This is a genomic window from Acinetobacter sp. CIP 64.7 (assembly GCF_000369745.1).
In the GTDB taxonomy this organism is placed as follows: domain Bacteria; phylum Pseudomonadota; class Gammaproteobacteria; order Pseudomonadales; family Moraxellaceae; genus Acinetobacter; species Acinetobacter fasciculus.
Genome location: NZ_KB850178.1, coordinates 157,922 through 178,535, shown reverse-complemented (window position 1 = coordinate 178,535; position 20,614 = coordinate 157,922). Strand labels below are relative to the sequence as shown.

Annotated in this window: 19 protein-coding genes, 5 pseudogenes and 1 other annotated feature; of the genes and pseudogenes, 9 read left to right on the top strand and 15 right to left on the bottom strand. The window is 39.5% G+C overall.

Annotated features, from left to right (window positions below; all coding sequences use genetic code 11):
- Nucleotides 1-323: 323 nt before the first annotated feature.
- From fghA to F890_RS02995, 3 genes are all read right to left on the bottom strand, one after another.
- Nucleotides 324-1,154 (bottom strand): S-formylglutathione hydrolase, encoded by an 831-nt coding sequence (gene fghA / locus F890_RS03005; protein WP_004281841.1) that lies wholly within the window; start codon nucleotides 1,152-1,154, stop codon nucleotides 324-326.
- A gap of 228 nt (nucleotides 1,155-1,382) precedes the next feature.
- A complete protein-coding gene (locus tag F890_RS03000) occupies nucleotides 1,383-2,495 on the bottom strand; it encodes an S-(hydroxymethyl)glutathione dehydrogenase/class III alcohol dehydrogenase (protein ID WP_004281842.1) in 1,113 nt (370 codons plus the stop codon).
- A gap of 21 nt (nucleotides 2,496-2,516) precedes the next feature.
- Nucleotides 2,517-2,792 carry a metal/formaldehyde-sensitive transcriptional repressor gene (locus F890_RS02995; protein WP_001133625.1) on the bottom strand — a complete coding sequence of 92 codons (276 nt, stop codon included), beginning with the start codon at nucleotides 2,790-2,792 and terminating at the stop codon, nucleotides 2,517-2,519.
- 466 nt (nucleotides 2,793-3,258) lie between these two features.
- Here F890_RS02995 and F890_RS02990 point away from each other — a divergent pair, with 466 nt between their 5' ends.
- Together F890_RS02990 and F890_RS02985 are read left to right on the top strand one after the other, a co-directional pair.
- The gene (locus F890_RS02990) at nucleotides 3,259-4,254 is read left to right on the top strand and encodes a zinc-dependent alcohol dehydrogenase family protein (RefSeq protein WP_004281843.1); all 996 of its coding nucleotides are present in this window, start codon (nucleotides 3,259-3,261) and stop codon (nucleotides 4,252-4,254) included.
- Nucleotides 4,244-5,260 (top strand): zinc-dependent alcohol dehydrogenase family protein, encoded by a 1,017-nt coding sequence (locus F890_RS02985; protein ID WP_004281844.1) that lies wholly within the window; start codon nucleotides 4,244-4,246, stop codon nucleotides 5,258-5,260. The genes F890_RS02990 and F890_RS02985 overlap by 11 nt, the downstream gene beginning before the upstream one ends.
- Before the next feature lie 14 nt (nucleotides 5,261-5,274).
- Here the strand turns inward: F890_RS02985 and F890_RS02980 are convergent.
- From F890_RS02980 to F890_RS02965, 3 genes and pseudogenes are all read right to left on the bottom strand, one after another.
- Nucleotides 5,275-5,826, bottom strand: a pseudogene (locus F890_RS02980) (substrate binding domain-containing protein); the annotation flags it as partial.
- Between the two features lie 24 nt (nucleotides 5,827-5,850).
- Nucleotides 5,851-7,070 (bottom strand): IS3 family transposase gene (locus tag F890_RS02975; RefSeq protein WP_155756775.1). Its coding sequence is split into 2 segments (ribosomal slippage): nucleotides 5,851-6,794 and nucleotides 6,794-7,070, totalling 1,221 coding nucleotides; the frame shifts between segments, so codons are not numbered across the junction.
- Nucleotides 6,679-6,795 (bottom strand) — a sequence feature (AL1L pseudoknot). (Overlaps the previous gene by 117 nt.)
- Nucleotides 7,071-7,120: 50 nt before the next feature.
- A pseudogene (locus F890_RS02965) lies at nucleotides 7,121-7,486 on the bottom strand (LysR family transcriptional regulator); the annotation flags it as partial.
- A gap of 135 nt (nucleotides 7,487-7,621) precedes the next feature.
- On the opposite strand from F890_RS02965, the gene F890_RS02960 reads away from it, so the two are divergent.
- From F890_RS02960 to F890_RS18495, 4 genes and pseudogenes are all read left to right on the top strand, one after another.
- A complete protein-coding gene (locus tag F890_RS02960; RefSeq protein WP_001059480.1) occupies nucleotides 7,622-8,362 on the top strand; it encodes an SDR family oxidoreductase in 741 nt (246 codons plus the stop codon).
- A gap of 73 nt (nucleotides 8,363-8,435) precedes the next feature.
- Nucleotides 8,436-9,434, top strand: coding sequence for a zinc-binding alcohol dehydrogenase family protein (locus F890_RS02955; protein ID WP_004281847.1), 999 nt, complete (start codon nucleotides 8,436-8,438; stop codon nucleotides 9,432-9,434).
- Between the two features lie 20 nt (nucleotides 9,435-9,454).
- On the top strand, nucleotides 9,455-9,739 hold the full coding sequence (locus F890_RS02950; protein WP_004281848.1) for a putative quinol monooxygenase: 285 nt from the start codon (nucleotides 9,455-9,457) through the stop codon (nucleotides 9,737-9,739).
- Nucleotides 9,740-9,913: 174 nt separating this feature from the next.
- Nucleotides 9,914-10,042: pseudogene (locus F890_RS18495) on the top strand (IS3 family transposase); the annotation flags it as partial.
- Nucleotides 10,043-10,159: 117 nt separating this feature from the next.
- On the opposite strand, the gene F890_RS02945 reads toward F890_RS18495, so the two are convergent.
- Nucleotides 10,160-10,579, bottom strand: a complete 420-nt coding sequence (locus F890_RS02945) for a hypothetical protein (RefSeq protein WP_004281849.1) — start codon at nucleotides 10,577-10,579, stop codon at nucleotides 10,160-10,162.
- Between the two features lie 259 nt (nucleotides 10,580-10,838).
- Between F890_RS02945 and F890_RS02940 the strand changes: the two genes are divergently transcribed.
- The 3 genes and pseudogenes from F890_RS02940 to F890_RS17970 form a co-directional block, all read left to right on the top strand.
- Nucleotides 10,839-11,048, top strand: a complete 210-nt coding sequence (locus F890_RS02940) for a hypothetical protein (RefSeq protein WP_228127370.1) — start codon at nucleotides 10,839-10,841, stop codon at nucleotides 11,046-11,048.
- Between the two features lie 120 nt (nucleotides 11,049-11,168).
- Complete coding sequence (locus F890_RS02935; RefSeq protein ID WP_000669095.1) at nucleotides 11,169-11,573, top strand: transposase family protein; 405 nt, start codon at nucleotides 11,169-11,171, stop codon at nucleotides 11,571-11,573.
- Nucleotides 11,574-11,610: 37 nt separating this feature from the next.
- A pseudogene (locus F890_RS17970) lies at nucleotides 11,611-12,003 on the top strand (transposase family protein); the annotation flags it as partial.
- Nucleotides 12,004-12,225: 222 nt separating this feature from the next.
- Here F890_RS17970 and F890_RS02925 read toward each other — a convergent pair.
- The 8 genes and pseudogenes from F890_RS02925 to F890_RS02895 all read right to left on the bottom strand — a co-directional run.
- Nucleotides 12,226-12,408, bottom strand: coding sequence for a hypothetical protein (locus tag F890_RS02925; RefSeq protein WP_004281850.1), 183 nt, complete (start codon nucleotides 12,406-12,408; stop codon nucleotides 12,226-12,228).
- Between the two features lie 203 nt (nucleotides 12,409-12,611).
- On the bottom strand, nucleotides 12,612-13,511 hold the full coding sequence (locus tag F890_RS02920; protein ID WP_005265670.1) for a cation diffusion facilitator family transporter: 900 nt from the start codon (nucleotides 13,509-13,511) through the stop codon (nucleotides 12,612-12,614).
- 86 nt (nucleotides 13,512-13,597) lie between these two features.
- On the bottom strand, nucleotides 13,598-16,756 hold the full coding sequence (locus tag F890_RS02915; protein WP_005265669.1) for an efflux RND transporter permease subunit: 3,159 nt from the start codon (nucleotides 16,754-16,756) through the stop codon (nucleotides 13,598-13,600).
- Entirely contained in the window at nucleotides 16,746-17,996 is a 1,251-nt protein-coding gene (locus F890_RS02910) for an efflux RND transporter periplasmic adaptor subunit (protein WP_005265668.1), read from the bottom strand. Before F890_RS02910 ends, F890_RS02915 begins: the two co-directional genes overlap by 11 nt.
- A 1-nt stretch (nucleotide 17,997) precedes the next feature.
- A complete protein-coding gene (locus tag F890_RS02905) occupies nucleotides 17,998-19,365 on the bottom strand; it encodes a TolC family protein (RefSeq protein ID WP_004281854.1) in 1,368 nt (455 codons plus the stop codon).
- A 49-nt stretch (nucleotides 19,366-19,414) separates the two neighbouring features.
- Nucleotides 19,415-19,825 (bottom strand): hypothetical protein, encoded by a 411-nt coding sequence (locus tag F890_RS02900; protein WP_004733191.1) that lies wholly within the window; start codon nucleotides 19,823-19,825, stop codon nucleotides 19,415-19,417.
- Between the two features lie 141 nt (nucleotides 19,826-19,966).
- A pseudogene (locus tag F890_RS17965) lies at nucleotides 19,967-20,113 on the bottom strand (MerR family transcriptional regulator); the annotation flags it as partial.
- A 40-nt stretch (nucleotides 20,114-20,153) separates the two neighbouring features.
- Nucleotides 20,154-20,614: IS3 family transposase (locus tag F890_RS02895; protein ID WP_005265667.1), on the bottom strand; the 461-nt coding region annotated here is incomplete at its 5' end.

The following is a 20,614-nucleotide window of genomic DNA, read 5'->3' as shown; positions in this document are numbered from 1 at the left end:
CATAATTGATTATAATTCAAACTGATTCTGACATTGCTAATGTATGCATGTCAGAAAGTTTTGTTGTATAAAAGTTAAAAAAAATTCCCATAGCTGAGCCAAAATTTAGGTTTTTATTTCGACATAATGCTATGAATTTATTCAAGTTAATATCATTAACATTTGAATCAAAAAATCAAGATATGAGATGATTAAATTCAATCTTATTTATATAAGGATCAATTGACTCTACCTTAGATTTATAAGCTGACCTCTTCATCTGGAAATTATATTGCTCAAGAAGCATTCAAGAACAATATTGTACATCCTCATATCTATGAAAGTTATTTAGCTAGGAATTTGCTGTGAAACTCTATATGTTTCTCTATAAAGCTCGCAATAAAGTAATAGCTATGGTCATACCCTTCTCTTAGGTTAAGTGTCAGAGGATATTCTTGTTCCAAACAAATATCACTAAGAAGCTTAGGCCTTAACTGTTCTTCAAGAAAATCATCAGCTGTTCCTTGATCGACTAAAATAGGTAAATGAACTTCAGCGTTTTTGATTAATTCAATCGCATCATAGCTTTTCCATAAAGTTTCGGTTTCACCAAGGTAGTGTGTGAAAGCCTTTTTCCCCCAAGGTACTTGGCTAGGTGCAACAATCGGTGCAAAAGCAGAAATACTTTTATACAGCTCAGGATTTTTTAACCCAATTACTAATGCACCATGACCACCCATGCTATGACCCATAATACTTTGGACTTGATTGGTCGGAAAATTCAGGTCTATCAGATTTCTGAGCTCTTCCACAATATAATCATACATTTTGAAATGCTTTGACCAGGGTGCTTGTGTTGCATTCACATAGAATCCTGCACCTTGGCCTAAATCGTAATCTGCATGATCTGGTACATCTTCTCCACGTGGGCTGGTATCTGGTGCAACAATAATGACTTTATGTTCAGCCGCATACTTTTGTGCTCCGGCTTTAGTAATAAAGTTCTGTTCGTTGCAAGTCAGTCCTGATAACCAATATAAAACTGGCAACTTCTCATCTTTGTCATGAGGTGGCAGATATATTGAGAATTTCATTGAACAGTTTAGTGCTATTGACTGATGGCGATACACTTCTTGCGATCCACCAAAAGAAGCATGTTTCTCAATTATTTCCATAATCAATTACCTATGTTGAGCAAGACTTCATGAGAAATCGAGTAAACAAAGAGTCTGACATTCTCTACAGAGAATAGTCATAAAGATTTAAAATGTAGGCAGGTTTATTGAACCTATACACGATGCCTACACAGATAGATCTGTTTTACAGATGATGTGCCGTTTTAGAGGATTCCATGCATGTCAATCATGATTCACATGCATGGAAAAGTATAAGGTCTGACGGAATTATTCGTAATGAATTACAGTACGAATCGACTTTCCTTCATGCATTAGATCAAAGGCTTCATTGATCTGATCCAAACCCATCGTGTGTGTCACAAATGGTTCTAATTGAATTTTACCTTTCATTGCATCTTCAACCATTCCTGGAAGTTGCGAGCGACCTTTTACGCCACCAAAGGCAGAACCTAGCCATTTACGACCAGTAACCAGTTGGAATGGACGGGTAGAGATTTCCTGACCTGCGCCAGCTACACCAATAATTACGGATTGTCCCCAGCCACGGTGTGCACTTTCAAGGGCTGAACGCATCACATTCACGTTACCAATACATTCAAATGAATGATCTACACCCCAGCCAGTCATTTCGACAATGACTTGCTGGATTGGTTTGTCGTAGTCTTTAGGGTTCAAGAAGTCCGTTGCACCAAACTCTTTTGCCAGCGCAAATTTATCTGGATTCATGTCAACCACAATAATACGTCCTGCTTTAGCTTGACGTGCGGCTTGTACGACTGCCAGACCAATACCACCTAAACCAAAGACCGCAACACTATCACCTTCTTGTACTTTAGCCGTGTTGTGTACTGCACCGATACCCGTTGTGACACCACAACCCAGTAAGCAGACATGTTCGTGATTGGCTTCAGGATTGATTTTAGCCAATGATACTTCTGCCACTACCGTGTATTCACTGAACGTTGAGCAGCCCATATAGTGGTAAATCGGTTGACCATTGTAGGAAAAACGAGTGGTACCATCTGGCATTACGCCTCTACCTTGAGTTTCGCGAACGGAAATACACAAGTTCGATTTTCCAGATTTACAGAATACGCACTCGCCACATTCAGCGGTGTAAAGTGGAATTACATGATCACCTGGTTTGACGCTAGTCACGCCTTCACCAACCTCAACTACAACGCCAGCACCTTCATGCCCGAGAATAGCCGGAAAAACGCCTTCAGGATCATCGCCAGATAAAGTAAATGCGTCTGTATGACACACACCGGTATGGGAAATCTTGATTAATACTTCACCTTTCTTCGGTGGTGCAACATCGACCTCAACAATTTGAAGAGGTTGACCAGGACCAAACGCAACAGCAGCACGTGACTTCATGGAATAATTCCTTATACAGATCTATTTTAAATATGATTTTAGAATCTTGGCGATTTCAGCCAATTCTTCTTTTCGTTGTTGTTCTGTGGTTTCACCTGATACTAAAGTGTCCTTTAAATGAACCTCCAGCATTTCATTCATTAAACCATTAATAGCACCACGCACAGAGCATATTTGTTGCAGAATTGCACCACATTCCACATTGTCTTCTAACGCTTTTTCAATCGCTTGCGTCTGACCTTTGATCCTTCTGACGCGTAGAAGAATCTTTTTTTTGTCTTCAACCTGATTAGGCATCAGACCTCCTTATTTGCTAGCTTTTATACTATAGTACCCCATAGTATAAAAAAAGCAATATTTTTTATAAATCGAAAATCAAAAAGCTCTTTAGCGAAAATTTTCTATCCCTGTTTTTAGTTTTTTTTAAATTAACATCGTAGAGCTGATGCTAAAGTCACAAAGAATGGGACTTTTAGCTCCCATTTTTTATTTTGGCTCATGTTCTTTGTGATGCTGTGACCTTTTAGAATTATGTTTCAAATTTTAGCCACTTTGTAGATATTTTGAACGTTTCAAGCCTTGAAAATACTACCGACAGTTTAGATTAAACTGCCTTTACAGACTGTACTAGAATATTTTTAGTGAGCGGATAATATTTATTATTCATTATTTAGGAATTATCAAATCCTATAAATATCATTTATTGGATTAATTTACTTTGGTACTGTGCATATCATCCCCCAGTTAAGAATAAGGAATAACTATGAATAAGATGATGAATGCTCTTATCTTAGAAAATTTTGGTGATCATGAATTTAAACGTGTAGAACTCCCTATACCTCAACCTGAGGCTGGGCAAGTTCTAGTACGTATTCATGCTAGTGGTGTAAACCCTATTGATTATAAAATTCGTCTTGGTGAAGCACCATATGCTATGCCAGAGCTTCCTGCCGTGTTGGGAACAGATATGGCTGGGGTTGTAACTGCTATTGGTGAAGGTGTCACTCACTTCAACGTCGGAGATGAAGTTTACGGTCTGATTGGTGGCGTTCGTGGTCTTCAAGGATCTTTAGCAGAATATGTTGTAGCAGATGCTGATCTGATCGCATTAAAGCCACGGAATATCTCTATGCGCGAGGCAGCAGTACTACCATTGACGTTCCTCACCGCTTGGGAAGGTTTAGTGGATAATGCTAAGGTCCAACCAGGGCAAACTGTACTGGTTCAGGGTGGTGCTGGTGGCGTTGGTTATATGGTGGTTCAGCTTGCAAAAGCACTTGATGCAAATGTTTGGGCGACTGGTCGTACAGCTGATCAATCACTGATTTCAGAACTCGGTGCAACACCTCTCGATTACACAACAGCATCTTCCGATGACATTATTGCTGCAAGCCCTGAGGGTCAAGGTTTTAACATTGTTTACGACACTGTGGGTGGTCCAGTACTAGAAGCTTCACTTTCAATGACAACTCACTATGGCCACATTACCAGCTGTGCTGCATTTGGTAATCATAATTTAGCGAGTTCATCTCTACGGTGTGCCACACTGTCTGGCGTATTCGTCCTATTGCCGATGTTAACAGGTAATCGCCGTTCTCATCATGGTGATGTCCTTAAGATCGCGACTCGTCTCGTTGAGGAAGGTAAACTGCGTCCTATTGTTGATCCTCGTCATTTTACTCTAGATCAAGCGATTGAGGCTCATGATGCTGTTCAAGATCGCTCTGCCAATATTAAGGTCGTGATTGATGTCATTTAACGCACTTCAGGCCAAGACTTGGCGCTTCAATTCTATTGGAGATACAGATGTTCTGACATTAGAAACACTTCCTGTGGCTTTACCAGCCGCAGGAGAAGTTCTAATCCAGATGAAAACGATCGGACTCAACCGGGCTGATGTGATGTTTCGGCGTGGTACTTATATTCAAAAGGCAGTATTCCCCTCTCGTCTGGGATATGAGGGAGCAGGCGTAGTTCTGGCGATAGGTGAAGGTGTACGCCAATTTTCTCCAGGAGATGCAGTATCGATTCTTCCGACTGACAATCTAGCCAAATATGGGACATATGCGGACAAGCTTCTGATTCCAGAAACTTTTTTAGTTCACAAACCCGATAGTTTAAGCTGGGAAGAAGCTTCCTCAATCTGGATGCAGTATTTGACGGCTTGGGGTGGTGTAATCCATGCTGGTGGAGTTTCGAAAGGAAAAACAATCTTGATCACAGCAGCTTCAAGTAGCGTAGGACTAGCTGCGATACAGATAGCTGAAGCAGCGGGTGCTAAGGTCATTGCAAGTACACAGACGATAGAGAAAAAGCAACGTTTACTGGATCTCGGTGTTAAAAATGTTATAGCCAGTGAAGATGAACCAGATTTGTATGAGGCGCTTGTTTTACGTTTAGGTGGAGAACATCTTGATGTCGCCTTCGATGCTGTAGGAGGGCCACATATTGAACAGATTGCAAAAGCGATGTCTGTAGGAGGAACTATGGTTATGCATGGTGCACTTAGCCCTGAGATCACACCATTTCCTCTTAAAGTTGCATTACGCAAGAGCTTAACCATGCGAGGTTTTTTGTTCCTTGAGGTTCTCCATGACCCTGTTTTAAGGGAGCAAGCCAGACGATTTATTCTTAGCAGTATAGGTGCAGGATATCTTCGCCCAGTGATCGACCGTTGCTTTGACTTTGAGGACATGCATGACGCTCAGCGCTATCTTGAATCAAATCAGCAAATAGGAAAAATTGTAGTTACTCTAGATACATGATGGTCTTATCTGATTCAGGTTTCTATATGGCCCAGCACTTCCACTAAGTAATCAAACAATGCTCGGATTCGCAAAGGTGTCGGGCCCCGCTGTGGACGATATAAATACAGGCGCCAAACGGGAGAGGTTTCCTCATGAAGTATCTGAATGAGCTTACCACTCCTAAGCCACGGCAAAACTAGAAATCCAGGCATGTGTCCGAATCCAACTCCAGCGAGAATAGCTTGAAATTCAGCTTCTAGATCATCTGTAATAAAACGAGGCTTTGATGGCGTGAAGCTTCGACTTTCGGTGAATGTCCATGGCCAGTAACGCCCTGTTTTATGATCGAATAGTGCTGTTAGAGGGTATTTATCTAAGTCAATAATTTTTTTAGGCATTCCAACCTTATCAATTAACTCTGGCGTACCCACAGAATAAAAGTTCACTTTAGCCAATTCCCTTGCCACATATCGATTGTCCGGCAAAAATCCAAATCTGATCCCGATATCTATCCGCTCATCGATCACATCCGAGTGTGAATCTGTTAGCACACAATCCACGACAATATCTGAACCGTACCGGGTTTGTCGGAGACTTTTTTATTTAAGTTAGGCCACCTGACCTAACGGGTTAATCTTATCATAGTACATTGCTTCAAACTCAAAAGGTGATACATAACCTAGTGCACTATGTACACGCTCTTTATTGAACCAATCTACCCAATTTAGTGTCGCAAGTTGTACATCTGCTAAACCTTGCCAATCTGCTTTTAGATATTCAATCACCTCTGTTTTGTATAAGCCATTCACCGTTTCAGCCAAAGCATTATCGTATGAATCACCGGTCGTACCGACTGATGCTCGTAAATTTGCTGCTTCTAAACGATTGGTATAGCGAATGGAAAGATATTGCACACCTCTGTCGGAATGATGAATCACATTCTTTGGCATGCCTCGATCATGCAATGCTTGCTCCAATGCATCGAGCACCATATCTGTATTCATCCGTGTCGATACTTTCCATCCAACAATTGCTCGTGAGAACACATCAATAATAAATGCAGTATAAACCCAGCCTGAATTTGTTTGAATATACGTAAAGTCACCCACCCATAGTTGGTTTGGATGATCAGCATTAAAATTACGTTTCACTAAATCATCTGCCCGTTTTTGGTCATCTCGGTTACGGGTGGTTTGTTTATTCTTACCACGCCAAACACCTTGTATACCTAGCTTTTGCATCAATCGAGCAACTGTACAACGTGCAATCACATAGCCTTCACGTTTCAGTTGTTGCCAGACCTTACGCACACCATACCGACCTGAACTTTCCTTCCAAATTCGTTTAATTTGTTCAGCATGATGAAGGTCATGCAGATCCCGTTTCGCTCGATGTTCTGGATTGTCTGCGAGATCTAAAGTCCGGTAATAGGTTGAAGCAGCGATCGGTAAAATTCTACAAATCGCCTCAACACCATATAACGCCTTATTGTTATGGATAAAATCCACCATTATTTGTGTGGGCGGTCGAGCTCCGCCTGGGCGAAAAAAGCCGCTGCTTTACGTAGAATTTCGTTAGCACGTTGCAGTTCTTTATTTTCGCGTTCCAGTTGTTTGATACGTTCTTGGTCTGAAAGCTGCTGTGCTTTAACTGGATTTTGTTGATCTAAGTATTTTTGATACCAAACACGTAGTGTTTCAGGAGTACAGCCAATTTTAGGAGCAATTGCTGTGATTGCAGCCCAATTCGATGGATAATCTTTCTCGGATTCAATCAATAATTGAACCGCTCTTTCTCTGATTTCAGGGGTATATTTTAATTTTGTCATCGGGATAGTCTCTCAGAATATTGACTCTCCGACAAACCCGGTACGGTTCAATCTGGATAACGTGTGGCAAATTCTGCTAGTGCGGGTACTACCAATTTGCGCCCTAACACAGACGACACAGTAAGACGGACGGTCCCACGCATTTCATCTCGTTTTTCCTTGGTGTCTTTTACAAACAGAGCATCAATGGATCCTACCGCAAAATGTGCTTGCTTTGCCAGACGCTCACCATCAGCGGTAATTTTAATTTGTCGAGTACTCCTGTAAAACAGAATCTCTCCGCGCTGCTCTTCTAGCTCTTTTATTGCCCGTGTCACTACCTGCGGGGAAATACCCAGCTGAGTGGCTGCCTCTTTAAAATTTCGAGACTCTGCTGCGACACAAAAGATACGCATCATTTCCAATTTGTTCTGCATGTCCAATCCTGTGTTATGGTAATTATTCCGTAAATAGGAATTCTGAAAGATAATATTATTCATTTATTATACCTAACAAGGCTGTAATACTTAATCCATCAAATATGATTGACAGATAAGTTGAAGGTTACTTGTATGAATAATATAGAAAATAAAGTTATTGTTATCACAGGTGCAAGTAGTGGTTTAGGTGAAGCTACTGCTCGCTTACTTGCTAAAAAAGGTGCAAAGGTTGTACTTGGTGCTAGACGTACTGAAAAATTACAGGCTATTGTTCACGACATTCGTGCTGAAGGTGGTCAAGCTGAATTTATTGGTATGGATATAACCAAACCACATGAAGTACAAGCACTTATTGAAAAGGCATTAAGCGCATTTGGTCAAATCGATGTATTGGTAAACAATGCTGGATTAATGTCTATTGCACCATTAAGTGAGCTAAAAGTTGATGAATGGGATCGTATGATCGACATTAATATTAAAGGTGTTCTTTATGGTATAGCAGCTACACTGCCTGTTTTCCAAAAACAAAACTTTGGACACTTTATTAATCTCGCATCTGTTGCAGGGTTAAAAGTATTTAGTCCAGGAGGTACTGTTTATAGCGGTACTAAGTTTGCTGTAAGAGCCATCTCTGAAGGCCTTCGTCATGAAGTTGGGGGAACAATTAGAACGACGACTATTGAGCCTGGTGCAATTGAGTCAGAACTAAAATTCGGTTCTTCTCATAAAGAAAGTTCAGAGTTTGTTACTGATTTCTACAAACAAGCCATACCAGCTGACTCAGTCGCTCGAGCAATTGCTTATGCAATTGAACAGCCTGCGGATGTAGATATTAATGAAATTGTTTTGCGCCCAACGAGCCAAGAGTTTTAATGATTGAATAACATAAAATGGGAGCACTTCGCTCCTATTTTTACTATATTTTTTTAAAGTTAAGGACAAATCTATGAAAGCCGTATCGTATGTTATCAATAACCATGATGATTTTAAAAATTCATTGGTAGATATTGAAAAAGCGAAGCCTACGCTTAAGGAGCGTGATGTACTGGTAAAAGTTCAGGCAATCTCTGTGAATCCAGTTGATACCAAAGTGAGAAAAAATTCGTCTGAAGCAAATAATCGTATTTTAGGTTGGGATGCCGTTGGGGAAATTATTGAAGTTGGCTCAAAAGTTACCGCGTTTAAAGTAGGAGATTCTGTTTGGTATGCTGGCGATTTAACCCGAGATGGTAGTAATGCTGAGTTTCAAGCAGTCGATGAACGAATTATCAGTCTTAAACCAATTACAGTATCTAATGCAGAAGCAGCAGCATTGCCATTAACTGCAATAACGGCATGGGAAATGCTGTTTGATCGATTTCAAATTTCAGAAACAGAAGTTGGCAGTATTTTAATTATTGGTGGTGCAGGCGGTGTAGGATCAATTGCTATCCAACTCCTAAAAGCAAAAACAAATCTGACCGTTATAGCAACAGCTTCACGGGAAGAAACGAAATCTTGGGTGGAATCACTTGGTGCCGACCATGTCATTGATCATAGCAAAGATTTAAATGCACAAATCGAGACACTAGGCATTGAAAAACCAAAATATGTATTCTCTACAAATCATACAGAAACGTATATCAAGCAAATAGTTTCTCTGATTGCACCACAAGCCAAGCTTGGATTGATCGATGATCCACAAACATTTGATATTATGCCATTTAAGACTAAATCTATTTCTATCCATTGGGAGTTGATGTTCACCCGTTCAATGTATGAAACCGATGATATTGAAAAGCAAGGTGATCTATTGCAACAGGTTGCTCAATTAGTTGACCAGCAAAAAATTAGAAGTACCCTCAACCAAAATCTAGGCAAAATTAACGCTGCAAACTTGGAGAAGGCGCATAAGTTACTTGAATCAGGTAAGTCAAAAGGCAAAATTGTACTAGAAAACTTCTAAAACAAATTAAAGGTGAAATAATGACTATTTCAGTAATTGCGAACTTTAAGGCAAAGTCAGATCAAAAAGAGACGTTAGAAGCGCTTTTAAAAAGTGTAATAGAGCCTACGCTTCACGAAGAAGGATGCTTGAAATATGAGCTTTATATTAGCGAAAATGACTCGAGTAGATATTTCTTCTTAGAAGAATGGCGTAGCAGGGAGGATTTAGATATCCATATAGCGTCTGATTATATTCAAAGTTTATTTGGTAATATCCAATCGCTCATTGAATCCAGTGATATTGTAGAAATCAAAAAAATATAGCTGTATTCGGACATTATGATGAAGTATTCTTCAAAGTAACATAGGGACTTAGAAAGTTAATATAAAAATGGGAGCTCTAAGCTCCTATTTTTTAATTTTTTAGTAGTAACCTAGGCTTCAACAAATTATGCCCCTAAGGGGAGCCACCAATACCCTGCATTTTGACAACAATGTCATCGTTTAGAGGCAGCAAATTTACGAGCATCAGTCGGTACAACTGGTGATTCATATGATATTGCTTTGGCTGAAACGGTGAATGGCTTATACAAAACAGAGGTTATTGAATATTTAAAAGCAGATTGGCTTACTCTCAAGCCTTTGATTTTATGTGAAAGCATATAAACTGAAAAAACAATAAATGTTCATACTGGAACTTTAGATATGAATCCATGAAACATTTATGAGTAATAAAGTTTCATACTAGCTTATGACCCTTACACGTTTGCCATAGGTACGCCTACCTGTACCAGAACAAACTGGACACCATGAGTTATTGTGAAATAAGTTTTGAAAAGTAGGATTCCATTTATGCTTCTTTTCACATTGCACATCAAGCTTCTGACGTACATTGATGTATTCTGTAGAAAATAAAACACCGCCTTTACTTTCTATAAATTCCTTAACAAATTCATAGGTATGCGCAACATCTCTATTGCTACATTCATTACACCAAGATTTTTTATGTATATGAACGGCAGGAGTGGCATAAAATTCATGGCCTTTTTCACATCTATATAGGAGTTTAACAGTCCTACCTAGATATTCTTTTGAAAGACATTCTCCTTTATGCTGTTTCGCATAGTTTTGACACCATTCAAGATTGTATTTAGGTAAGGCCATAGATAAATCCTTTGAGCAATCTAGTATGAGAATTTATTGCTCAGTATGATACTTTAATACTTAGTATGAAACTTTTTTACTGCCCCACATAGGCTTTTTGATGTGGAAAGGTGCAGGCACAACTGGCTTAGACTTTGCAAGCTTTACTAAATCCTTTTTAGGCATTATTGGTGTAGGTGCGGCTTTATAATTCGCAATAAAATTTAGTCTGCCTAAAGCATTTGTGTTTCCCGCAATCGCTATTTTATTGGTTGCTTGCTTGTTCCCCGCATTAAATTATTATGCTCTTGAAGCATCTGAAAAGTCATTTAACCAAACAACCAATTTTTTAAGTCAGCCAGTACATAAGTTTTCAGCAAATAAAATAACTGTACTTTGGGGCATGTGGTACATGAAAGCCCTATATTTAGCCATAGCAGGTTTAATTGGCTTTGGCATAGCTAAAGCTTTATATCCTGAAGTGATTTAAAAAAATTGGATATTTTTATTTAGAAATTACATTAGACTTCCGTCATAAATCAAAAAACGTACAATTTATTTGATCTTAAATTAATGAGCAAAATTATTTAATTCAAGAGATAATCCTTGGATGAAATTCAAAGATATTCAAAAATTATCAAACGTTAAGTTTCGTAGGCTTACCGGTGTTAGTTGGGCTACATTTAACCTCATGTTGGCCGAGCTAAATAAGCATTTACCTCGTCATATTGGTAAAGGACGACCGCATAAATTACCGTTGGAAGATCGTTTGCTCTTATGTATAGAATATTGGAGAGAATATCGAACATTTTTCCATCTTGGTATGAGTTACGGTGTATCTGAAACGAGTGCAATTCGTATCACACGTGTTATTGAAGATACCTTAATCCGTTCTGGAAAATTTAACTTGCCAAAACAACTTCCTAATCGAGATGAAGTGGATTGGGAAGTTGTTGTGATTGATGCAACTGAAATATTAGTTCAACGTCCAAAAAAAACAGAAGAAATGGTATAGCGGTAAAAAAAAGCGACATACCTTTAAATTTCAGCTATCTATGCACTATACAACAGGTGAAATACTGAGTGTATGTGGAAGTCATGGAAGCATGCATGATTTTAAAATATTTAAAAAAAGTATGAGGAAATTAAAATTTAAGCCCTTTTTTATCGTTGATAAGGGGTATTTAGGGATAAAAAAATTGGGTTTTGGATACCTCATGCCATCTAAAGCAAAGAAAACTGAAAAATTAGATTCTGAATTAAAAAAGTTAAATACAGAGATTGGTCGTAGACGAATTCAAGTAGAGCATGTATTTGGAAGGATGAAATGTTTTAAGATTTTATCTTGTGTATATAGAAATCGTCGTAAAAGATTAAACCTGCGGTTTAATTTACTTGCTGGCATATACAATTTAGATTGGGTGAAAGATAAACAATTAAATTGATTGAAAAATGATTTATGAAGGAAGTCTATTGTATGTTTACAACATAAATTGAGATATATAAAGATGACCCATTGAAATGGGATTAAAAAAAATACTTTATTTTTAATATTATAATTATATGTAGTTCAACTAATGGTGTGATAGGTTTTAGTTATAAACTTATTCATTCAGGAATTATATTGCTGAATGAATAAGTCTAATTGATTTATTTATGCAACCCAACTATTCATTTGATTCATTTGATTCATTATTTTTAACTTGTTTTTGTTTAGAATTTTCAACTTTAGAAGCTTTTAAATTCTTTTCAAGAAATAACAAGCCGCCATCTGCATAACTAAAACTTGCGATACTAAAGAATGCACTAATTAACAGTAATTTAGTACAAAATTTATTTTTGAATAGCATGTTTATTTACTCTCATTTAATACTTGTTAGATATTCTAACTTTAAAGAATTAACACCCAGAGGACTCATAAATTACATTCTTGTAATTTTAAAATGTCTCAGGATGGTGTTTAAAGTGCGTGTGATAAATAGAAGTGTAATACAGGAAAATGGTAAGGTTTATCAGCCTAGTCATCTGTCCATTATGTAGAAAGAGCAGCACTTTAATGTTTATGCTGTTCCAATGTATTACATTCCGTACTTTCTATTTGTAACGTAATTTCAGTAATACTATGATTATGTTTTAGAACGTCTAAGGCCTTTTGATAGAGCTGATCTGGATCGCTATTAGGAGCAACCAAATGAGCAGTTAAATGAATATTTTTTGAGGATATAGCCCAGACTTTCAACTGATGAATCCCTTCAACGCCCTCTAGCTTCAATAAATCATTTCTTAACGACTCAATATCAATCTCATCAGGAACTCCTTCAAGCAGAATATTAATACTTTGTTTTAATAAAATCCAAGTTCGAGGTAAGACCCAGAAGCCAATTAACACAGCGATTACGGTATCAACCCACATCCACTGGGTAAAATAAATAACTATTCCTCCGATAATCACGCCTATCGATCCTAGAGCATCACTAAGAACTTCTAAATATGCACCTTTTATATTTAGACTTCCTTCAGCACTAGCAGAAAGGATTTTCATTGAAATCAAATTTACGACCAAACCAATGACCGCGACAATCATCATTTCAACACTTTGAATTTCAGCAGGGTTCGTAAAACGTTGATAAGCTTCATATACAATATATATTGCTACCACAAAAAGCATCACCGCATTAAACAGAGCCGCTAAAATTTCAAATCGCTGATAGCCAAAAGTTCTTTTATCATCTGCGGCTTTTTTACCAATTTTGATAGCGGCAAGAGCAATAGCTAAAGCGGCTACATCAGTAAACATATGAGCTGCATCAGATAACAAAGCCAAACTTTGGGTAATAAAAGCAGCGACAACTTCTACTATTAAAAAAGTAGTCGTTAAACCCAAAGCAACCATTAACTTCTTACTATTTTCTTCAGTAACAACCGCATGGCTATGATCATGATGTTCTGACATAAAATATTTTCCTTATTCTATTTATGATGAGCAGAGATATTGGATAACAGCCAATATCTCTGCTGTAAATCGACTAATCTATTGGATTAAGAAGCTTTCTTTTCATTCATCCAGCGGTACAGTACGGGCAATAAAACCAATGTAAGCAGGGTAGAGGAGATAATTCCTCCAATAACCACTGTTGCTAAAGGTCTCTGTACTTCTGCCCCAGTTCCGGTTGCCAAAGCCATCGGGACAAACCCAAGGGACGCCACACAAGCGGTCATCAGCACAGGTCTAAGACGCAAAATTGCACCCTGCCACGTTGCATAATAAAGGTCATATTGTTGTCGCAACTCTTTGATAAAGGTGAGCATGACTAAGCCATTCAGTACAGCCACCCCCGATAGTGCAATGAAGCCAACCCCTGCTGACATGGATAATGGAATGTCACGCAACCACAACGCGATTAAGCCTCCACATAAGGCAAACGGTACACCACTAAAGACCAGTAAGCTTTCTTTGATATTATGGAATACAGCCATCAATAAAATAAAGATCGTCAACAATGCGAGCGGAACCACCAATTGCATACGCGCTTTTGCAGACATCAGATTTTGAAATTGACCGCCATAATCTATCCAATAACCGCTTGGTAATTCCTGTTTGGATAACGTGCTCTGAAGCTCTGTTACGAATGAGCCTAAATCACGTCCTTCTACATTTGCAGTAATAACCACTCGACGTTTACCATTTTCACGGCTGACCTGATTAATACCCAGGATATTTTCAACGCGTGCCACATCTTGCAGTTGGACTAAACCACCATTCGGCAATTGAATAGGAAGTACCGCTAACTGTTCAGGACTACGCTGGGATTCATCTAGACGGATGACAAAATCAAAACGCTTGTCTCCCTGTAAAATTGTTCCAACATTCTGGCCACCGACACTTGTAGCTACCAGATCCTGAATTGCTCTTACCGACAAGCCATATTGTGCAGCTCTGGACTTATCCACCTCTACATTCAACAAGGGTAAGCCACTGGTCTGTTCTACATTAACGGCTGTCGCGCCTGAAATTGAGTTAATTTTTTGAGAAATTTTATTCGCTTCGCGATTTAGAATCTCCATGTCATCACCAAATAATTTGACACCCACATCACTTCGCACCCCTGAAATTAACTCGTTAAAGCGCAGTTCAATGGGTTGCGAGAACTCACTGTTATTTCCCGGCAATGTCGCTAAGAAAGTAATCATTCTTTGGCGAAGCTCATCAATCGTTTGTTTTGGATCAGGCCATTCATCATGAGGTTTTAACAGTACCACGCCATCTGAAATGTTGGGTGGCATAACATCTGTGGCCACTTCTGCTGTACCGGTACGGGCAAAGATCGCTTTAATTTCAGGAAATTCTTTCAACAGTAACTTTTCAGTATTTTCCTGCATTCTCAGTGACTGTTCTAACCCTGTACTTGGGGAACGCATTTGCTGAACAGCAAAATCACCTTCACCCAGTTGAGGTGCAAACTCGCTACCTGTTTGAGTGGCTAGCACGCCCGTAAGCACTAAAATACAGGCAGCCACAATAGTCACAAATAAACGAAGCTCATAGGCTTTATCTAAAAGCAGTTCATATTTGGTTTTAAGCCAATGCATCCAGCGACTTTCGGTTTCCTTGACTTCTCCAGTGACAAATAGGGCAACTGCGGCTGGCACAAAAGTGACAGATAAAATCATGGCCCCAATTAAAGCCAGTACAACAGTCATTGCCATAGGATGGAAAAGTTTGGCTTCTACACCCGTCAGGGTAAAGATAGGTAGATAAACCACCAAAATAATTAACTGTCCAAAAATCAGAGGACGACGCGCCTGTTTTGCAGCCAAGAAGACTTCTTTAAATCTTTCAGAACGGCTAAGTAAACCACCTTTCAGCTTCTGAGCTTCTGCTAGCCGACGGATACAGTTTTCTACAATAACCACTGCACCATCAATAATAATACCGAAGTCCAGTGCCCCTAAACTCATCAGATTTGCACTAATCTTCTGCTCTGCCATTCCCGTCAAGGTAAACAGCATTGACAGTGGAATAACGCAAGCCGTGATCAGCGCAGCACGGAAATTACCTAGAAAGAGAAATAAAATAACAATGACGAGGATTGCACCCTCAATCAAATTTTTCTGAACGGTTTTGATCGCCCGATCAACCAAATGCGTACGGTCATACACAGTCTCAATCACCACACCTTTAGGTAGCGATTGCTGGATCGATTGCACCTTTTCATCAATGGCTTGAGCAACGGTACGGCTATTTTCTCCCATCATCATCATGGCAATACCCAATACAGTTTCTTCACCATTATAGGTTGCAGCCCCTGTTCTTAAGTCATGACCAATTGAGACATTGGCGACATCTGCCACCCGAATCGGATAGCCGTTTTTATTGGCAATACTGATGTTCTGGATATCTTCAATCGTGTTTAAAGTGCCGGGAACACGAACCGTTAGCTGTTGTCCATTTTTCTCAATATAGCCAGCACCACGGTTTTCATTATTCTCTGTTAAGGCAGTTTGTAAATCAGACAAAGGAATTTGCAATTGTTGCAATCGGTTCAGATCAGGGGCAACCACATAGGTTTTATTAAAGCCACCGATACTGTTGATCTCAGCAACGCCTTTTACGCGCTGTAATTGCGGTCTTACAATCCAATCCTGAATTTCACGTAAATCCATCGCCGAATAAGGGGTTCCATCCGGCTTTTTAGCATTTGGTTCGGCTTTAATCACCCATTGATAGATTTCACCTAAACCTGTCGAAATAGGCGACATGTTAGGTTGCACATCTTCAGGCATTTCTCCCATTGCTTCTTGCAAGCGCTGGTTGATAAGCTGTCTGGCCCAGTAAATATCCGTGCCATCTTCAAAAATGATGGTCACTTGCGATAAGCCGTAGCGTGAAATCGAACGGGTTTGTTCCATTTTCGGCATGCCTGACATGGCATTCTCGATTGGATATGTAATCCGCTGTTCCATTTCTAAAGCCGTAAAACCATTGGCTGAAGTGTTAATCTGCACCTGAGTATTGGTAATATCTGGTACAGCATCAATCGGTAACTTTTGATAACTATAAATACCAATAGCAATCCAAGCCGCAATAAACAGCATGACCCAGATTGCGTTATGGATAGAAAACTGGATCAGTCGATCAAACAGTCCTTCAGGTTTTACCGATTCGTGGTCTGGAATTTGAGGAGTTTCAGTGCTCATGTGAAGCCTCTCCTTTTTCCAGCTCGGATTTCAGTAAAAAACTGCCTTGAGCGGCATATTTTTGTCCCTGACTAAGCCCACTCACCACTTCAATCCATTGGCTCTCCCCAGATGATTGCCCTAATTTCACAGGTTGCGGACTGAATTCAACTTTTTGTCCATGCTGAGTGGCGACAAAAACCACATCTTTTCCATCGACATTCTGAACTGCGGACTTAAGTACCCGTAATGCGGTACTTTCACTCCGTTGTTGCAACTGTACGTTCACCATCAAGTTTGGACGTAATTCGGTTGCATTCGATTCAACTTTTGCTCGCACCTGAAGACGACCTGTTTGAATATCCGCTTCAGTATTTAAAGTCTGAATAACAGCTTGATAAACCTTTTCTGTTTGCAAGGATTTAAATTCGATCTTTTGATTCGGGGCTAAGCCCATAATTTCAGAATTTGGAACAATAAATTCAAGCCAGAGTTGATCTAACCGGTCTATCGTAAAGAGTTGATCGGCTAACTGAACATTTTCCCCGAGAACCAAATCCTTTTTACTGATCACGCCAGAAATTGGGGCTTTTAAAATATAGCGCCCGTTACTGGCATTCACTGCACCAAATGCGCTTAAACGTGATTGGGCCGCTTGAACCTGAATTTGTGCCCGTTTATAACTGTTATAAGCCCGTTGATAGTCCTGTTTTGCTGAGATACCCTGTGACCACAATTGACGCTCACGCTCAAAGTCTTGTTTCGCCAGTTCCAGATTGGTTTGTTCAATTTTAAGATTGGCCTGCTGATCAACTAGATCAGGAACAAGCAATGTAGCCAAAGGCTGCCCTTTCTGAACTTTTTGGCCGAGTTCTACATAAACATTTTCTACATGACCGCTAAAACTCGGTGAGACATGCGCTTGCTGATCCGTATTCACATTCAGTTTGGCAGGATAAGAACTTAATTTAACCACCGGACCTTGATCGACCGCTGATAACTGTATGCCCTGTTCCACCAGTTGCTTGGCCGTCAGGCTCACGCCTTCTGCATGCTCTTCGGTTTCACCGCCATGTTCTTCACTTCCATGTTCCTCTGCGCCTTCTTCCTCTGCATGTTCATCTGATGTTTCAGATTTATTCTTACCCGACAAGATCAAGAAAATACTGAGGAGTACGGTAGCGCCGATAACCAAACTAATCAGTAGAGGTTGAGAGATTTTTCCGCTCTGTTTTTTTAAGCTGTTTTTAAGATCGAACATGTTAATTTCCCCCACCAATGACAGGCATGGCCTGTATGTCTTGCCATAAGTTTTGATTGATTTGTGCAATAGCATCTTTCGACATGACTTCACTTGGGCTAATGCCTAAGCTCAAACTTTCTGCTTCAATGGCCTTTTGCCAGCCATCCCGTAACAACTGGACTTTACGCAGACGGATGTCTTGTAATTGAAGCGTGGCTTGCTGAACATCGGTTAAAGCAAACTTGCCTGCCAAGAAACCTTGTAGCGTCTTACTTTGAACTTGAGTCGCCAAAGGAATTTGAGTCTCGTCAACGACTTTGAATTGCAGCTCTAAACCCTGCAACTCGGTTAAAATTGTGCCTATTTGCAGCGCATTTTGCTTCAGATAAAACTCTTTCTGACGCTCTAATAAGTTCATTTTTTCTTGCGCGATTTTTATGCCATTTTGCTGACGATCGAAAATATTAAGCGGTACACTGACTCCGACTACTAATTGATTTTGTGTGGAGTTTTCCAAGGATTGGGTGCGGTTGACACCTAGGTTTAAAGTGGGGTTAGGACGTGCCTTTGCCCTTAGTTGATCAACCGTTGCTTGAGACTCTAATACCAGTAAAGCTCGATATTTCTCAACGTAGTTTTCCGCTAAATATTCTTGAACCTGTTCATGAGTCGATTTTGGCCAGAGCTTTTGTGAAGAGAGGTTTACCTGCAATGACTTATCAGACGTACCCCATAAATTTGATAATTGTTGGGTGGCCACTTGTACCTGTAAGTCTGCCTGTCTAAAAAGACGGATATTTTCAGCATGGCTTAAACGTGCGCGATTTACATCTACTTGGGCAATACTGCCTGCATTAAAGCGCTTTTCGATTGCTTGAAGGTTTTCTTGGCTCACCCGAAGTTGTTCATTGACAATGTTTTTTTCAAGTTCAGCAATGGCCAGTTGTGACCATACATATTTCACTGCAAGCTCAATTTGTGCTTGATAAATCTTCTGTTTCAGCGCTGTTTTATCTGTAGAGAGACTGGCTAATTTTTGGTTTGCTCTTCGCTCACCAAAAATATCCAAGGGTTGTGATATGCCAATGGTAAGCTCTTTTTCATTATTTGAACCAAATCCCGTTTGTTCAACTGACAGTTCAGGATTTTTAAACAGCTTACTTTGCTGAAGATTCGTGGCATTAATGCTGTTTTGCGTTTCCCAGAAATTTTGGGACGCTTGATATTGGTTAACCTGCTCAATAGCTTGCTGCAGCGTTAAATCTTGAGTACTGGCGACTACGGAAGTACTGAAGCTGATCATTGCAGATAGCAAGATACCGCTACCTAAGGCTGACCAGGATAAATTCAGGATGGAGGTATCCTGATGTAATTTGTTTTTTGACATGAAAATGCCCCACGCATAATGAAATTAGGAGTGGTGGGCTTTTATAAGACTACCCCACCAATAGTAGGGGCAAATCGGGAGGCGGGGTTAATTGATCCAGATAAGGGGGTTTATAAAAAGTTATTCCCAAATAAGTTGGGGTAATGCCGGTCTCAAAATTAGCTTTAAGCTTCAGATCATCGGGTGGGTCAATCTGAATCACGATTGTATTTGAGAAATGACTGCACTTTTCGTTAAAACAAACCTTCTGACAATAGTCATAGATTTCTTTATAGTTTTCTAGGGAATAAAGTGCTTGACGAGGACTATCACTCTTTTCGTCTAAATCGATTGGATTAGAGAGTATTGAATTGGGTATGTTTGGCATTTCATGCAGACAAGCAGCCTCTGCCACACTCCAAATATTCTGGAATGTGAATAAGAGTACCAATATCTGGATTAGAAATGTTTTTCTCTTCATACACAAATCTGTATTTAAAACACCAATCGGAAGCTAACCAAAGCTATCTAAGATCTGATCACAAAATTTAAGTCACCTTAATCTTTTTGCAGCCTTAAGTAAAGATATACAGAGTTTTTGAAAAAGCATAGGTCTAGATAATCAAGCTAGATTTTTTAGAACTCCACATTGGTCAATTGTACATAAACCATCACAAGTACCTCTTAAATCAGATAATTGTTCAATAAGCTTTTGTTGCTTGATTATATTTTCTCTGATAGCACTGACATGTAAGTCAATTAATTCATTCTGAACCGTACCGGGTTTGTCGGAGACTTTTTTATTTAAGTTAGGCCACCTGACCTAACGGGTTAATCTTATCATAGTACATTGCTTCAAACTCAAAAGGTGATACATAACCTAGTGCACTATGTACACGCTCTTTATTGAACCAATCTACCCAATTTAGTGTCGCAAGTTGTACATCTGCTAAACCTTGCCAATCTGCTTTTAGATATTCAATCACCTCTGTTTTGTATAAGCCATTCACCGTTTCAGCCAAAGCATTATCGTATGAATCACCGGTCGTACCGACTGATGCTCGTAAATTTGCTGCTTCTAAACGATTGGTATAGCGAATGGAAAGATATTGCACACCTCTGTCGGAATGATGAATCACATTCTTTGGCATGCCTCGATCATGCAATGCTTGCTCCAATGCATCGAGCACCATATCTGTATTCATCCGTGTCGATACTTTCCATCCAACAATTGCTCGTGAGAACACATCAATAATAAATGCAGTATAAA

Bases quoted from the DNA above. Each gene is read 5' to 3' on its own strand.
- fghA (WP_004281841.1), bottom strand. From the start codon at position 1,154: ATGGAAATAATTGAGAAACATGCTTCTTTTGGTGGATCGCAAGAAGTG.
- F890_RS03000 (WP_004281842.1), bottom strand. From the start codon at position 2,495: ATGAAGTCACGTGCTGCTGTTGCGTTTGGTCCTGGTCAACCTCTTCAA.
- F890_RS02995 (WP_001133625.1), bottom strand. From the start codon at position 2,792: ATGCCTAATCAGGTTGAAGACAAAAAAAAGATTCTTCTACGCGTCAGA.
- F890_RS02990 (WP_004281843.1), top strand. From the start codon at position 3,259: ATGAATAAGATGATGAATGCTCTTATCTTAGAAAATTTTGGTGATCAT.
- F890_RS02985 (WP_004281844.1), top strand. From the start codon at position 4,244: ATGTCATTTAACGCACTTCAGGCCAAGACTTGGCGCTTCAATTCTATT.
- F890_RS02960 (WP_001059480.1), top strand. From the start codon at position 7,622: ATGAATAATATAGAAAATAAAGTTATTGTTATCACAGGTGCAAGTAGT.
- F890_RS02955 (WP_004281847.1), top strand. From the start codon at position 8,436: ATGAAAGCCGTATCGTATGTTATCAATAACCATGATGATTTTAAAAAT.
- F890_RS02950 (WP_004281848.1), top strand. From the start codon at position 9,455: ATGACTATTTCAGTAATTGCGAACTTTAAGGCAAAGTCAGATCAAAAA.
- F890_RS02945 (WP_004281849.1), bottom strand. From the start codon at position 10,579: ATGGCCTTACCTAAATACAATCTTGAATGGTGTCAAAACTATGCGAAA.
- F890_RS02935 (WP_000669095.1), top strand. From the start codon at position 11,169: ATGAAATTCAAAGATATTCAAAAATTATCAAACGTTAAGTTTCGTAGG.
- F890_RS02925 (WP_004281850.1), bottom strand. From the start codon at position 12,408: ATGCTATTCAAAAATAAATTTTGTACTAAATTACTGTTAATTAGTGCA.
- F890_RS02920 (WP_005265670.1), bottom strand. From the start codon at position 13,511: ATGTCAGAACATCATGATCATAGCCATGCGGTTGTTACTGAAGAAAAT.
- F890_RS02915 (WP_005265669.1), bottom strand. From the start codon at position 16,756: ATGAGCACTGAAACTCCTCAAATTCCAGACCACGAATCGGTAAAACCT.
- F890_RS02910 (WP_005265668.1), bottom strand. From the start codon at position 17,996: ATGTTCGATCTTAAAAACAGCTTAAAAAAACAGAGCGGAAAAATCTCT.
- F890_RS02905 (WP_004281854.1), bottom strand. From the start codon at position 19,365: ATGTCAAAAAACAAATTACATCAGGATACCTCCATCCTGAATTTATCC.
- F890_RS02900 (WP_004733191.1), bottom strand. From the start codon at position 19,825: ATGAAGAGAAAAACATTTCTAATCCAGATATTGGTACTCTTATTCACA.